The sequence below is a fragment of the Lentzea sp. NPDC036955 genome, assembly GCF_055608005.1.
In genome coordinates, this window is the sequence record NZ_JBVJRC010000012.1 from 86,620 (window position 1) to 99,378 (window position 12,759).

Consider the following 12,759-nt stretch of genomic DNA (forward strand, 5'->3'; position numbering starts at 1 on the left):
GAGGGCCGTTCCACTTCGCGTGGAACGGCCCTCCGGCCGTTTCAGCGCGACCGTGGCGACCGGAGCCGTCCCCGCCCACACGATCACCGCGAACGGGTGCGGCTGGAGATCCACGGGCCGCTCAGCGGCCGGCGTCCCCGCCTCCGTCGACGGCGTACTCGGTGAACCGGCCCGCGACCGTGAACCCGAGTCGGCGGTAGACCGGCTCGCCTTCCTCCGACGCCTGCAAGACGGCGATGCGGTACCCCTCGGCGCGTGCGGTGTGCAAGGCGGCCAGCGTGATCGCGCCGCCATAGCCGCGGCGGCGGTCCGTGGCGAGGGTGGCGATGTTGTAGACGCCGGCGACGCCCGCGTGCAGGAACACCTCCGCGGTGCAGACCGCCCGGCCGCCGACGTAGCCGACGAGGTAGCGGGCCTGGCTGCGCAACGCGTGCGCGGCGGTGGCGGCGTAGAACTCGCGGACCGTGGCGGCGGGCGGGGTCCAGTTGGCGGCCAGGACGGTGGCGTAGTCGGCGAGCTCGGCCTCGGTGGTGACGCGGCGGAGGTCGAGGCCGTCGGCGTGGGGTTCGGGGAGGTCGTCCGGCAGTTCCGCCCACATCGCCGCCTCGGTCTCGGCCGCGGTCAGACCGGCCTGGGTGAGCAGGGTGGCGAGATCGGGTGGCGTGGTGGCGGGGCCGACCCACCAGGAGAACGGGCGGCCGGTCGCCTTCAGCGCCGCCACCGTCTCCGCGACGCGGGTGGCGGCGGTGGCCGGGGTGAAGCGGGCGGTGGCGACGATGTTGAACGTGTCGTCGGTCAGGCCGCTGTCGGCGACGAGGAGGTCGCCGGTCCGCGTCACGGTCGCGCCCGGCAGGTGGCGGTGGAGGTGGCAGGCGTGCTCGGCGAGGTTCTGCTCCGCGCTCGCCGTCAGGTCGGTGGTGAGCTCGCGCAACGGCCCGCCGTCGCCGTCGTGCCGCACCAAGACGAAGCTCGCTGATATATCGGATACCGCGGTGAGCTCGACGAGCTCGTCACGGACCGGGAGCAGGCGGTCGACGAGGAGTTGGACCTGCTCGTCGAGGCGTTCGGGGCCTCGGTGGACGAGCTTCCACACGTGGCGCCGCGGGAGGTCGTGCTCGGGTTGTTCGCTGTCGCGGACGAACACCTCATCCGGTTCCAGGCCCAGCCGCCGGGTGATCTCGGCGGCAGGCACGGTGTCGCTCGTGAGGGCGAAGTAGCTGTACTGCTCGACTCGCACGACGGGCATCCGACCACGACGCAGCAGTAGCTCGCGACCGATATATCAGTTCACCGGCACGTCCCCTGTTGCAAAAGACGTTTGCGGACGTCCGCAAACGTCTTTTGCAACAGGGTGAGTAACCGCTGGTCAGCGAGCTACTGGCACTGGGCGACGGGCTGGGCGGCGAACAGGGGCTGGTCGGCGCGGGCGTCGAGGAGCAACGGGATGAGCGCGCGGGCCTCCTGCTTCAGCGGCACGATGCGGTCGCCGCCGCGCAGGTACTGCGACTTGATGCCGTGCAGCTCGAGCTCGTCGCGGTACTCCGAGTACTGGGCGCCGGTCACGACGTAGCCGCACGGCGGGGTGGCCAGCACGTCCGAGGGGTCCGGGGCCTGGTTGTCGGCGCCGCCGAAGTACACCGGCCCGGACCGCACGGCACGCGAGGCGGCGTTGGCGGACTCGATGGCCGAGCGGTTCTCGCGGACGAACGACCGGGTGCCGTCGAGGGCCTTCAGGTGCGAGTCGACGCGGAACGCCGGGGTGCCGTCGGCGTTCGTCTCGACGAGCAGGCCCATGCCGTGCTTGAGGCCGCCGGTGTTGCGCAGGATGCGTTCCTGGCCGTCGCCCGCGACCTGGCGGATCGGCTCACCGGTCACCGGGTCGACGTAGATGCCGTAGACACCGGAGGTGCGGCCGGCTGCCTCGACCGACGGGCGGACGTACGAGCGGGACAGCGTCTCGGACAGGTCGTGCACGCCGGGGGCGACGTTGAGGTTGCGCGGCCACAGCCAGAGGACGTCCTTCACGTAGTACGGCGCGGTCGGGCCGAACTCGTGCAGGTCGTGGATGACGTCGGGCTGGAAGTCGCGGATCACGGCGGCCATCGCGCGGGCCTCGGCGGTGCGCAGCAGCAGGTGGTCGCGGTTGACGTCGATGCCGGAGGAGTTGCCCCGCGTGTCGAGGGCGCGGCCGTCGGGGTTGGCGTTCGGGACGAACAGGTAGGTCACCGGGCCGGTGCGCGGCAGGGAGCGCATGCGGATGAGGCACGCCTCGCGGCCCGCCGGCTCGTCGCCGTGCTGGGAGCAGATGAACAGCACCACGGTGCGGGCCGAGGCGGGGCCGACCCGCACGAGCTGCACGGGACGGCCCTGCAGGGTGGTGCCGATCCGGGTGAGCGGCAGGCCCAGCGAGCGCAGGTAGGCCTGTTCCTCTGACTCGGTGGTCCACCTGCCGGTGAGCTCGAACCCGGTGCGCGGCTCAGGAGCCGCCGCGGCGGTGACCGGGACGGTGACCAGCAACGACAGTGCGGCGAGTAACGCGATCAGTCCCCTCATAGGGGAGACTTTGCCGCCTGTGTCAACCGGCGGGCGGTGCGGTTCCAGTCGATGAAACCGTGGACCACCAGGCCCGCGAAGATCACGTAGACGAACGCGCTGAAGTACAGGCCCGACTGGATCTGCAGCGGCACGCCGACCGCGTCGACCACCAGCCACACCAGCCAGAACTCCACCAGCCCCAGCCCCTGCAGCGCGAACGCGAGCACGGTGCCGACGAAGATCGCGGCGTCCGGCCACGGCGCCCACGAGGCGTCCAGCGCGTCCAGGAGCAGCGCGAATGCGACCGTGCCCACGACGAAGACGCCGGCGACGACACCGCGTTCGAGCCAGGAGCCCTTGCGCACCACGACGCCGAACACCGGGTCACGCCGGCGCACCCACGCGTACCAGCCGTAGAGCGCGATCAGCCCGACGACGACCTGCCGCGTGGCCAGCCCGCCCAGGTGCGAGGACAGGTAGACCGTGAACAGCAGCGCCACCGAGACGAGCTGAACCGGCCAGGTCAGGAGTGAACGGCGCTGCGCCAGGAAGACGACGGCGAGTGCCAGCACCTGCCCGACCAGCTCGGTGTACGCGATCTTCTGCCCGAAGATCGTCAGTCCCATCTCGTACCACACGGCTTGTTCCCCCGTGGTTCAGTCGCCGTATACCGGTGTTTCCTACCTTGCCACCATGTCATCCTCCTTAGCACTGGCGCTCGTGCCTTTGTTCCTCACTCCGGCCGCGACGCCCGTCATCACACCGACGGTGGTCACCCGGACGTTCGAGGAGCCCGCCGACGCGGACGACCCGGCCATCTGGGTGAACCCGCGCGACCCGGAACGCAGTGTGGTGCTGGGCACGCTCAAGGAAGGCGGCCTGGCGGCGTTCGACCTGAACGGCCGCACGATCGGCGTGAGCCCGGCACCGCTGCCGCCGGCGCCGGGGGCCAAGCCCGGCCGGTACAACAACGTCGACGTGCTCGGGAACCTCGCGTTCGTGAGCGACCGGGGCCGCGACCGCATCCGGGTGTTCCAAGTGGACGAACGCGGTGCGAGGGACGTCACGGACCCGGCGACCAGGCCGGTGTTCGCGAAGACCGAGGCCGAGGTCGAGGAGCAGCACACCGCCTACGGCCTCGCGGCGGGCCGGGTGCACGGCACGGACGTCGTCGTCACCAGCCGCCGCAACGAGACGAGCATCGCGCTGCTGCACGTCGTCAAGGGCGCGCGGTACGACACCCGCAAGGTGTCCACCCTGGAGCTGCCGGACACCTTCACCCTGCCCGACGGCACGCGCTGGACGGTCTGCGGCGAGCCCGGTGAGGGCCCGCAGGTCGAGGGCATGGTCGTCGACGAGGCCACCGGCACCCTCTACGCAGCCCAGGAGGACGTCGGGATCTGGCGCATCCCGTTGCGCGCCAACGGTTTCGGCACGCCGCAGCTCGTCGACAGGGTCCGCGCGTTCGGCGCGCCGCAGAAGTACGACCCGGTGACCGAGGAGTGCGTGGCCGACGGCCCGGACCCCGGCTTCGGCGGCAGGTGGCTCGAAGCCGACGCCGAGGGGCTCGCGATCGCCGGTGACGTGCTGCTCGCCTCCAGCCAGGGCGACTCCCGGTTCGTCGTGTACCGCAAAGCCGACATGAAGCCGCTCAAGGACTTCCGGGTCGAGGACGTCGAGCACTCCGACGGCGCCGACGTCGTGCTCGGCAAGCTGAACCTGCTCGTCGTCCACGACGGGGAACGCGAGAACGGCACCGGATTCGCCTTCGTCCGGCATAACCTGTCCCGATGGGGACTTTGAGCCAGGACGCGCTCAACAGGGCACTGATCGAACGCCAGCTGCTGCGCGAGCGCGCCGAGACGAGCGCGCTCGCCACGATCGAGCACCTCTTCGGCGTCCAGGCGCAGGAACCGAAGTCGCCCTACGTCGGCCTGTGGAGCAGGGTCGAGGATTTCCGGCCCGCCGAGCTCGAAGACCTGCTCACCGGTCGCCAGGCCGTCCGCATGCTGCTCATGCGCGGCACGATCCACCTGGTCAGCGCACGGGACGCGCTCGGACTGCGCCCGCTCACCCAGCTCAAGCTCGACCGCGAGCTGCAGAGCGGCCCGTTCGCGAAACGGCTGCGGGGCCTCGACTTCGACGAGATCGCCGAGGCCGGCCGTAAGATCCTCGACGACACCGCCATGGGCACCGCCGACGCCGGCAAGCTGCTGCAGGCGCGCTGGCCCGACCGCGAGCACACCGTCCTGGGCAACGTCCTGCGCAACAAGCTCGCCCTCGTCCAGGTCCCGCCCCGCGGCCTCTGGCACACCAGCGGGAGGGCGGTCTGCACGACCGTCGAGAACTGGCTCGGGCAGCCGCAGCGGGCCGTGCCGCGCACCGAGCTGGTCCTGCGCTACCTGCGGGCGTTCGGTCCGGCGACCGTCATGGACGCCCAGCAGTGGTCGGGAACCACCCGGCTCGGCGAGGTCTTCGACCAGCTGCGGCCACAGCTCGTGACGTTCCGCACCGAAGCGGGCAAGGAGCTCTTCGACCTGCCCGACGCCCCACGCCCCGGCGCGGACACCGAGCTGCCGGTGCGGTTCCTGCCCGAGTTCGACAACATCCTGCTCGCCCACGCCGACCGCCGCAGGGTCATCGCCGACGACCGGCTCGGCGTCGTCATCGGCGGCAAGCCCACCGTCCTCGTCGACGGCTACGTCGTCGCCACCTGGTCGATCGGCAAGGACCGCGGCGTCACCGTCGACTACCTCGACCGGATGCCGAAGAGCCGGCAGAAGGCGGTCGGCCAGGAGGCCGACCGCCTTCGCGACTGGCTGTGCTGACCCCCTTGACGAGAGCATCTGCAAGTACCACCAACACATGATCAAATCGCCGCCGACTACCACCAACCTGTTCGTCGTCTAACGAACCAGCCCTGTGTCCACGGGTGGCCGGCGGCGCTGTTGGCAGTAGAAAAGTGCTGGTTGACGTTGAGTTGGTGGTACTTGCAGATGCCGGGAGAGGCAGGGGTGGGCTGGTCAGGCGGCGGCCACGTCCACGTGTGCGCCGTCACCGACGACCAGCCGGTGGCGGCCCGCCGAACCGACCCGTGCGCGGCGCCCGATCAGCGACGTCTCGATGCCGGACACGTTGTGCACCGACGCCTCGCTGAGCACGATCGAGTCAGCCACGCCGGACTCGGTGATCCGGCAGTCCGCGCCGATCGACACGTACGGGCCGATGATCGACTCCTCGACCAGCGTGCCGGGACCGATGATCGCGGGCCCGACGATGCACGACCGCACCACGCGCGCGCCCTCCTCCACCACGACGTCACCGATCAGCCGCGACTCGTCGTCGACGATGCCCTGGACGTCGCCGCGCAGCCCCATCAGCAGCTCGCGGTTGCACTCCAGCACGTCCTCGACCTTGCCGGTGTCCTTCCAGAACCCGGAGTAGATCCGCGCCCGCACGTCGCGCTCGTGCGTGACGAGCCACTGCAGGGCGTCGGTGATCTCGAACTGGCCGCGCCACGACGGCTCGATCGAGTCGATCGCGACGTGGATCGCGGGCGTGAAGAAGTAGACGCCGATCATCGCGAGGTCGCTGCGCGGCTCCCGCGGGTGCTCGATCAGCCGCGTCACGCGCGAGTTCTCGTCGACCTCCGCCACGCCGTACAGGCGCGGGTCCTCCACCTTGTCCACGAGCACCTGGGCGGACGGCCGCAGCCGCGCGAACTCGTCGGCGATCTGCCCGATGCCGTCGGTGAGGACGTAGTCCCCCAGGTACAGCACGAAGTCGTCGTCGCCGAGGAACGGCCGGGCGATCTTCACGCAGTGCGCGACGCCCAGCGCGAAGTCCTGGTCGAGGTAGGTGAGCGAGACCCCCAGCACGGCGCCGTCGCCGAACATCTCGATGATCTCGCTGCCGTTCTCGCCGACGACGACACCGATCTCGGTGATGCCGATGTCGCGCAGGTTCTCCAGCACGTACTCCAGCACCGGTTTGTTCGCGATGGGCACCAGTTGCCTCGGCAGCGGGTACCCGGCCGGGCGCATCCGCGTCCCCGCACCTCCGGACAGCACAAGAGCTTTCATGGGTCCTCCACCGCGGCAGCGGGTAGTTCGGGTGGGGACGAGCGTCGGGCCGCGCGCTGGACGACAGCTGGAGAACGGTCAGAACACGAGGAAGGGGCCCCGCGCGTGATGTTTGCGCGAGGCCCCTTTCCAGCAGGTGGGAACTACCGGTCGGACATCGGCGTGCCCGACGGCGGGGTGGGGGCGTCACCCATCCGGCCGCTGACGTTCGCCGGCACCTCCTGCGACGCGCGCGGCATCGGCGACCGGGTCTGCGCCTCCTCCTGCACGCGGTTCAGCCAGCCCTCCCAGCGCGCCTGCATCGGGCGGACCAGACCGCCGCCGACACCGATGATGACCACACCGGCCACGGTGGCGAGCACGGCGACGAGCACCGGCATGGTCACCGAGACGGCGATGCCGAGCTGGTTGAGCGCGGCGATGACGCCCAGCGCGATCACGAAGCCGTAGGTGATGTTGCCCAGCAGCCGGGTGTACGAGCGCTGGCCCAGCGCACCGGTGACGAGGCCGCGCAGGGCGGTGCCGATCGCCGACGCGACGATCACCAGCACCAGCGCGACGACGATGCGCGGCAGGTACGCGATGACCTCGTTCAGCAGCGTGCTGACCGGGTTCGAGGCGCCGAAGACGCCGAACGCCAGCTGCAGCGCGATCAGCAGCACGAAGTAGTACACGATCTTGGCGATCAGGCCGGTCGCGTCCATGGACGACTGCTTCAGCGCACCGGTCAGGCCGGAGCGCTGCACGAGCTTGTCGAAGCCGACGCGCTTCAGCAGGAAGCTCACGCCCTTCGAGAGCGCCTTGGCGATGAACCAGCCGATGACCAGGACGAGCAGGAAGCCGAGCAGCTTCGGCACGAACGTGGCCACCATCGCCCACGCCTGGCCCAGGCCCTCGGTGATTTGCGAGCCCACGGGCCCTCCTAGAACGAAGTTGCGGTGAGTGAAGCTCCGACCAGGTGATCGTTTCGCGGATCAGACCACTCAGCAACAGCGACACTGTGACACGAAAGGGTGGCTGACGTGGATTTTTGTCGTAATACAGTCCAGAGTGGAACTACCGGTGGGGACCGGGGAGAGGGAAGCGCCCGACACGCTCCGTGTCGGGCGCTTCCACATTTCCGGGTCTCCTACGGGAGGGCGCTCAGGCCCCGGCCGTCCAGGTACTGCTGGATGTGCTCGGCCGACAGCACGGGTGCCTCCGCCGTGGTTCCCGAGCCGTCCTTCGGCACGTTCGGGCGCGGGTCACCCAGGCACTCGGAGCTGCTGCCGGGCAGGGCGCCGTCGATCAGGTACCGGTTGACCTTCCGGTCGACACAGGTGTTGCCGCCGTTGTAGAGGCCGTGCTTGCCCTCGTCGAGGACGGTGATCAGGTTGTGCCCGAGCCGCCTCGCCATCGCCGGGCCGCCGGCGTACTGCGTCTGCGTGTCGCCCTCCGCCTGCACGACGATGCCGACCGGGTAACCCGCACGCGCGAGCCGCACCGGCGGCTCCGGCGGGGTGAACGAGCGGAACGTGCAGGTCATCGGTGCCGCGCGGATGATGCCGTAGCCGTACGGGTAGCGCTCGCGGAACGTGCGCATGTCCTCGTAGTAGGTGTCCAGGTCCGTCGGCCAGTCGGACTCGCAGGTCACCGTGTCGAACACACCGGAGCGCAGCTCCTGCAGCCCGGTCCTGGCCAGCAGCTGGGCGGCCTGGGCGCCCTGGGCGTTCGCGGGCTGGTCGCCCGACCTCAGCTTCGCCACGATGTCGGCCAGGTCGGTCCACAGAGGACGGTAGCGGGACCCGACGCCCATGGCGCCGTCGAACGACGACCGCGTGTGGCCCTCGACCGGCGTGGCGTGCAGCTTGGCGGCGACCGACTCCACCGCGGCCAGCACCTCGGCCGGGGACTTGCCGAGCGCGAACTTCTCGTTGCGCTCCGCCACCCACGCCGCCCACGCCTCGGCGTCGCGCCGGTAGGCCACGGCCTGCTGGCGGAACTGCTCGTGCCAGATCCACTCCGGATGCACGGCGCTGTCGAGGACGCTGCGGTCGAGCCGGTCCGGGAACAGCGTCCCGTACACCGCGCCCAGGTACGTGCCGTAGGAGTAGCCCAGGTAGTTGATCTTCGGCTCGCCGAGCACCGCGCGCACGAGGTCCATGTCCCGCGCGGTGTTCGGGGTGCTGACGAACTGCCTGATCCCGCCGGCGGAGCGCTGGCAGGCCTCCTCGGCCTCGCGCGCCTCGGCCGCCCACTTGCCGAACTCGGAGTCCGCGGGCCGGGACTCGGGCTCGGCGATCGCGGGCGCGGTGCGGCAGTTCAGCGCGGTCGAGCCGCCGACGCCGCGCGGGTCGATGCCGATCAGGTCGTAGACCTGCACGAGGTCGGACTTGGCCAGGAACTGCGGCAGGCCGAGCCCGGACCCGCCAGGTCCACCCGGATTGGTGAACAGGACACCGCGGCGGCGCTCCGGTGCCGTGGCCCTCTTGCGGCTGACCGTCAGGTTGATCCGGTCGCCGCCCGGCTTGGTGTAGTCGAGCGGCGCGACGAGCGTCGCGCACTCCAGCTCGGTCAGCTTTCCCGTGCACGGCGCCCACTTCACCGGTTGGGCGACGAGCTCGGCCAGTGGGTCGGGCGGGTCGGCGGACGCGGCCGTGCCCACGGCCATGACCGCGACGACCCCGAGGGCGAGTGCCGGGTACCTGTGCAAGACGAAACCTCCGCGCCGGACGAACTGAAGACCATCTGGTGCCCGAAGGTATGGCCGCTCAGGCGCCGCCACGGGTTTGTGTCACCTGTTCCGGTGATGTCCGCCGCCACGGCATAGGCTGCGGACATGACCAGCAGCCCGACTTCCGAGAACACGAAGGAGGAGGTGCACCCTCCGGTCCTGTCGCCGCGCACGATGCGCAAGATCGAGCGCGCGTCCGGCAACCTCGCCACCGCGAGCGTCGCCGAGATGGAGCGGCGCCTGCCGTGGTTCGCGCGGATGCCGGCGGACCAGCGGGCGAGCGTGCTGCTGCTGATCCAGAACGGCGTGGCCGGGTTCGTCGAGTGGCTGCACGACCGGCAGCAGGCGATCCGGCTGACCGCGGACGCGTTCCGCAGCGCCCCCAAGGACATCTCCCGCTGGGTGAGCCTGCGCCAGACCGTCGAGCTGGTCCGGATAGCGCTGGAGCTGTTCGAGGAGCAGATGCCGGCGATGGCCGCAGACGAGACCGAGCGCGCGCTGCTGATGGAGGGCGTGCTGCGGTACGGCCGGGAGATCGCGTTCTCCGCCGCCACCTCGTACGCGACGGCGGCCGAGGCGCGCGGTGCGTGGGACGCCCGGCTGGAGGCACTGGTCGTGGACGGCATCGTGCGCGGTGATCCGGAGGAGTCGCTGCTGTCGCGGGCCGCCGCGCTGGGCTGGGACCCGGCGGCAGAGGCGACCGTGCTGGTCGGCAACCCCGGCGGGGAGGACCCGCCGACGATCGTCTACTCGGTGCGCAGCAAGGCGGCGCGGGCGAGCCGCCCGGTGCTGCTCAGCGTGCAGGGCTCGCGGCTGGTGGTCGTGCTCGGCGGGCCGACCGACACCGGCGAGGACGTGCTGGGCCGCATCGCCGAGGGCTTCGGCGAGGGCCCGGTGGTGGCGGGACCGACCGTGTCGTCGCTGTCCGAGGCGCACCGCAGCGCCAGCGACGCGCTGAGCGGGTTGCGCGCGGTAGTCGGCTGGCCCGCGGCGCCCAGGCCGGTGCGGTCGCTCGACCTGCTGCCCGAACGCGCGCTGGCGGGCGACCCCGAGGCGGAGTGGCAGCTGGTCGACCGGGTGGCGCGGCCGCTGGAGGACGCCGGCGGTGCGCTGCTGGAGACCGTGGACGCGTTCCTGGAGGTCGGCGGCGTGCTGGAGACGTGCGCGAAACGGTTGTTCGTGCACCCGAACACGGTCAGATATCGCCTTCGGCGCGTTCAGGAAATGACGGGAAGAAATGCACATGACGCTCGAGACGCACTTGTGCTTCGCGTCGCTTTGTCTGTAGGGCGACTTGCCCGCTCCCGGGGGCTGTGGTAGTCCGCCTCCTGTGACGGAGTTCGCACACATCCGGTGGAGTGAGGGCCAAACGACCTGGTACCCCGCTGAGCTGCGGTGACGTCACGCCCGGCGCATCGCGAGGACACTTTTGTAGGGTCTCTACAAATACGATCGCCGTACTTCGTCCTTTCCGGCATGGGGCGCCGGCGGGGCGACCGGCTTTAGTAATCGACGTGATCGCACTCCTCGCGCCCGGCCAAGGGTCCCAGACGCCCGGCATGCTCACCCCCTGGCTCGAACTGGAGGGGGCGGAGAAGCAGGTGCGGACGTGGTCGGACCTCACCGGTCTCGACCTGGTGCGGCTCGGCACCACCGCGGAGGCCGAGGAGATCGTCGACACCGCCATCACCCAGCCGCTGGTCGTGGCGCTCGCGCTGCTCGCGTTCGGTGAGCTGCGCCGCCGCCTCGAACTGCCCGCCGACGTCGTCGTCGCGGGCCACTCGGTCGGCGAGCTGGCCGCCGCGTCGATGGCCGGCGTGATCAGCGCCGATGACGCCGTCGCCTTGGCCGCCGTGCGCGGTCGTGCGATGGCCGAGGCGTGCGCGCTGGAGCCGACCGGCATGGCCGCGGTGCTCGGCGGCGATGAGCCGGAGGTTCTCGCCCGCCTGGAGGAGCTCGGTCTCGTGCCCGCCAACCGCAACGGCGCGGGCCAGATCGTCGCCGCCGGTCCGCGGACCGCGCTGGACGAGCTCGCGGAGAACCCGCCGAGCACGTCGAAGGTCCGCAAGCTGGCCGTCGCGGGCGCGTTCCACACCCGGTACATGGCGCCCGCCGAAGAGGCCGTGCGCGCCCGTGCCGCCGGAGTCGTCACGCAGGACCCGTCGCTGCCGCTGCTGTCCAACAAGGACGGCGCCGTCGTCACCGAGGGCGCCGAGGTGCTGCGCCGCCTGGTGTCCCAGGTCACCAGCCCGGTGCGCTGGGACGTCTGCCAGGCCACCCTCGTCGAGAAGGGCGTCACCGGTTCCGTCGAGCTGCCGCCGGCCGGCGCGCTCACGGGTCTGGCCAAGCGTGCGATGAAGGGCACCGCCACCCTCGCCCTGAAGACGCCCGACCAGCTGGAGAAGGTCGCTGAGCTCTTCGTCACCGCGGGAGAGACTCAGTGACGACCTTCGAGGCCCCGCAGGCTGCCGCGGGCAGCCGCATCCTCGGTCTCGGCAGCTACCAGCCGGAGACCGTGGTGAGCAACCACGACCTCGCCCAGCGCATGGACACCTCCGACGAGTGGATCCGCGAGCGCGTCGGCATCGCCAACCGCCGGGTCGCGGCGAAGGACGAGGGCGTCGTCGACATGTCCGTCATCGCGGGCACCAAGGCGATCGAGGACGCGGGCCTGACGCCGGAGGACATCGGCGGCGTGATCGTGGCGACGTGCACCATGCCGTCGACCATCCCGAACGCCGCCGCCCAGGTCGCCACGAGGATCGGCATCCAGGCCGCGGCCGCGTTCGACCTCAACGCCGCGTGCGCGGGCTTCTGCTACGCCGTCGCGACCGCGGCGGACATCGTCCGCGCCGGCACCGTGCGCAACATCCTCGTCATCGGCGCGGAGAAGCTCACCGACTGGACCCACCAGGACGACCGCTCGACCGCGATCATCTTCGCGGACGGCGCGGGTGCCGTCGTGGTCGGCGCCGGTGACGCGAACGAGATCGGCCCCGTCGCCTGGGGCTCGGACGGTTCCATGTCCGAGGTCATCAGGATCGACGACCGCGACTCGTTCATCCACCAGGAGGGCCAGGCGGTCTTCCGGTGGGCGACGACGCAGGTCGCCCCGGTGGCGATCCGCGCAGCCGAACTGGCGGGTGTCGAACTGTCCGACGTGGACGTGTTCGTCCCGCACCAGGCGAACCTCAGGATCATCGAAGCGATCGCCAAGCGCCTGCGCAAGAATGGTGCGCGCGAGGACCTGAAGGTCGCTCGAGACATCGTCGAATCCGGTAACACCTCCTCGGCCTCGATCCCCATGGCACTGGACCACATGCGGTCGGCGGGCGAGATCTCCAGCGGAGACGTGGTGCTGATGGTCGGGTTCGGCGCAGGACTGTCCTACGCGGGACAGGTGGTCCGGTGCCCGTGATTTTCCAGAGT

At 70.8% G+C, this 12,759-nt stretch carries 11 protein-coding genes; 5 read left to right on the plus strand and 6 right to left on the minus strand.

All coding sequences use genetic code 11. The features are described from left to right. Window positions 1-121 precede the first annotated feature (121 nt). The 3 genes from ACZ7CF_RS35570 to pnuC form a co-directional block, all read right to left on the minus strand. On the minus strand, window positions 122-1,246 hold the full coding sequence (locus ACZ7CF_RS35570; RefSeq protein ID WP_470371843.1) for a DUF4279 domain-containing protein: 1,125 nt from the start codon (window positions 1,244-1,246) through the stop codon (window positions 122-124). A gap of 128 nt (window positions 1,247-1,374) precedes the next feature. Further along, window positions 1,375-2,553: a M14 family zinc carboxypeptidase gene (locus tag ACZ7CF_RS35575; protein WP_470371844.1), complete on the minus strand. Its 1,179-nt coding sequence runs from the start codon at window positions 2,551-2,553 to the stop codon at window positions 1,375-1,377. Continuing rightward, entirely contained in the window at window positions 2,550-3,161 is a 612-nt protein-coding gene (gene pnuC / locus ACZ7CF_RS35580; protein WP_360397452.1) for a nicotinamide riboside transporter PnuC, read from the minus strand. Before pnuC ends, ACZ7CF_RS35575 begins: the two co-directional genes overlap by 4 nt. 67 nt (window positions 3,162-3,228) lie before the next feature. On the opposite strand from pnuC, the gene ACZ7CF_RS35585 reads away from it, so the two are divergent. Then, window positions 3,229-4,338, plus strand: a complete 1,110-nt coding sequence (locus ACZ7CF_RS35585) for a phytase (RefSeq protein WP_470371845.1) — start codon at window positions 3,229-3,231, stop codon at window positions 4,336-4,338. Next, window positions 4,326-5,363, plus strand: a complete 1,038-nt coding sequence (locus ACZ7CF_RS35590; protein ID WP_470371846.1) for a winged helix DNA-binding domain-containing protein — start codon at window positions 4,326-4,328, stop codon at window positions 5,361-5,363. The genes ACZ7CF_RS35585 and ACZ7CF_RS35590 overlap by 13 nt, the downstream gene beginning before the upstream one ends. A 195-nt stretch (window positions 5,364-5,558) precedes the next feature. On the opposite strand, the gene ACZ7CF_RS35595 is transcribed toward ACZ7CF_RS35590, so the two are convergent. From ACZ7CF_RS35595 to ACZ7CF_RS35605, 3 genes are all read right to left on the minus strand, one after another. Then, the gene (locus ACZ7CF_RS35595) at window positions 5,559-6,617 is read right to left on the minus strand and encodes a glucose-1-phosphate thymidylyltransferase (protein ID WP_360397259.1); all 1,059 of its coding nucleotides are present in this window, start codon (window positions 6,615-6,617) and stop codon (window positions 5,559-5,561) included. A 143-nt stretch (window positions 6,618-6,760) separates the two neighbouring features. Next, window positions 6,761-7,531 carry a mechanosensitive ion channel family protein gene (locus tag ACZ7CF_RS35600; protein WP_360397257.1) on the minus strand — a complete coding sequence of 257 codons (771 nt, stop codon included), beginning with the start codon at window positions 7,529-7,531 and terminating at the stop codon, window positions 6,761-6,763. 215 nt (window positions 7,532-7,746) lie between these two features. Beyond that, window positions 7,747-9,309 (minus strand): alpha/beta hydrolase, encoded by a 1,563-nt coding sequence (locus tag ACZ7CF_RS35605; protein WP_360397255.1) that lies wholly within the window; start codon window positions 9,307-9,309, stop codon window positions 7,747-7,749. Window positions 9,310-9,435: 126 nt separating this feature from the next. Between ACZ7CF_RS35605 and ACZ7CF_RS35610 the strand changes: the two genes are divergently transcribed. The 3 genes from ACZ7CF_RS35610 (at window position 9,436) to ACZ7CF_RS35620 (ending at window position 12,748) form a co-directional block, all read left to right on the plus strand. Next, entirely contained in the window at window positions 9,436-10,650 is a 1,215-nt protein-coding gene (locus ACZ7CF_RS35610; protein ID WP_360397253.1) for a PucR family transcriptional regulator, read from the plus strand. A 194-nt stretch (window positions 10,651-10,844) separates the two neighbouring features. After that, entirely contained in the window at window positions 10,845-11,774 is a 930-nt protein-coding gene (locus ACZ7CF_RS35615) for an ACP S-malonyltransferase (RefSeq protein ID WP_470371847.1), read from the plus strand. Beyond that, on the plus strand, window positions 11,771-12,748 hold the full coding sequence (locus ACZ7CF_RS35620; RefSeq protein ID WP_458433817.1) for a beta-ketoacyl-ACP synthase III: 978 nt from the start codon (window positions 11,771-11,773) through the stop codon (window positions 12,746-12,748). Before ACZ7CF_RS35615 ends, ACZ7CF_RS35620 begins: the two co-directional genes overlap by 4 nt. The last annotated feature ends 11 nt before the right edge of the window (window positions 12,749-12,759 follow it).

Excerpts from the sequence above, each read along its gene's own strand:
- pnuC (WP_360397452.1), bottom strand. The coding sequence starts at position 3,161 with ATGGGACTGACGATCTTCGGGCAGAAGATCGCGTACACCGAGCTGGTC.
- ACZ7CF_RS35570 (WP_470371843.1), bottom strand. The coding sequence starts at position 1,246 with ATGCCCGTCGTGCGAGTCGAGCAGTACAGCTACTTCGCCCTCACGAGC.
- ACZ7CF_RS35585 (WP_470371845.1), top strand. The coding sequence starts at position 3,229 with ATGTCATCCTCCTTAGCACTGGCGCTCGTGCCTTTGTTCCTCACTCCG.
- ACZ7CF_RS35610 (WP_360397253.1), top strand. The coding sequence starts at position 9,436 with ATGACCAGCAGCCCGACTTCCGAGAACACGAAGGAGGAGGTGCACCCT.
- ACZ7CF_RS35595 (WP_360397259.1), bottom strand. The coding sequence starts at position 6,617 with ATGAAAGCTCTTGTGCTGTCCGGAGGTGCGGGGACGCGGATGCGCCCG.
- ACZ7CF_RS35590 (WP_470371846.1), top strand. The coding sequence starts at position 4,326 with ATGGGGACTTTGAGCCAGGACGCGCTCAACAGGGCACTGATCGAACGC.
- ACZ7CF_RS35575 (WP_470371844.1), bottom strand. The coding sequence starts at position 2,553 with ATGAGGGGACTGATCGCGTTACTCGCCGCACTGTCGTTGCTGGTCACC.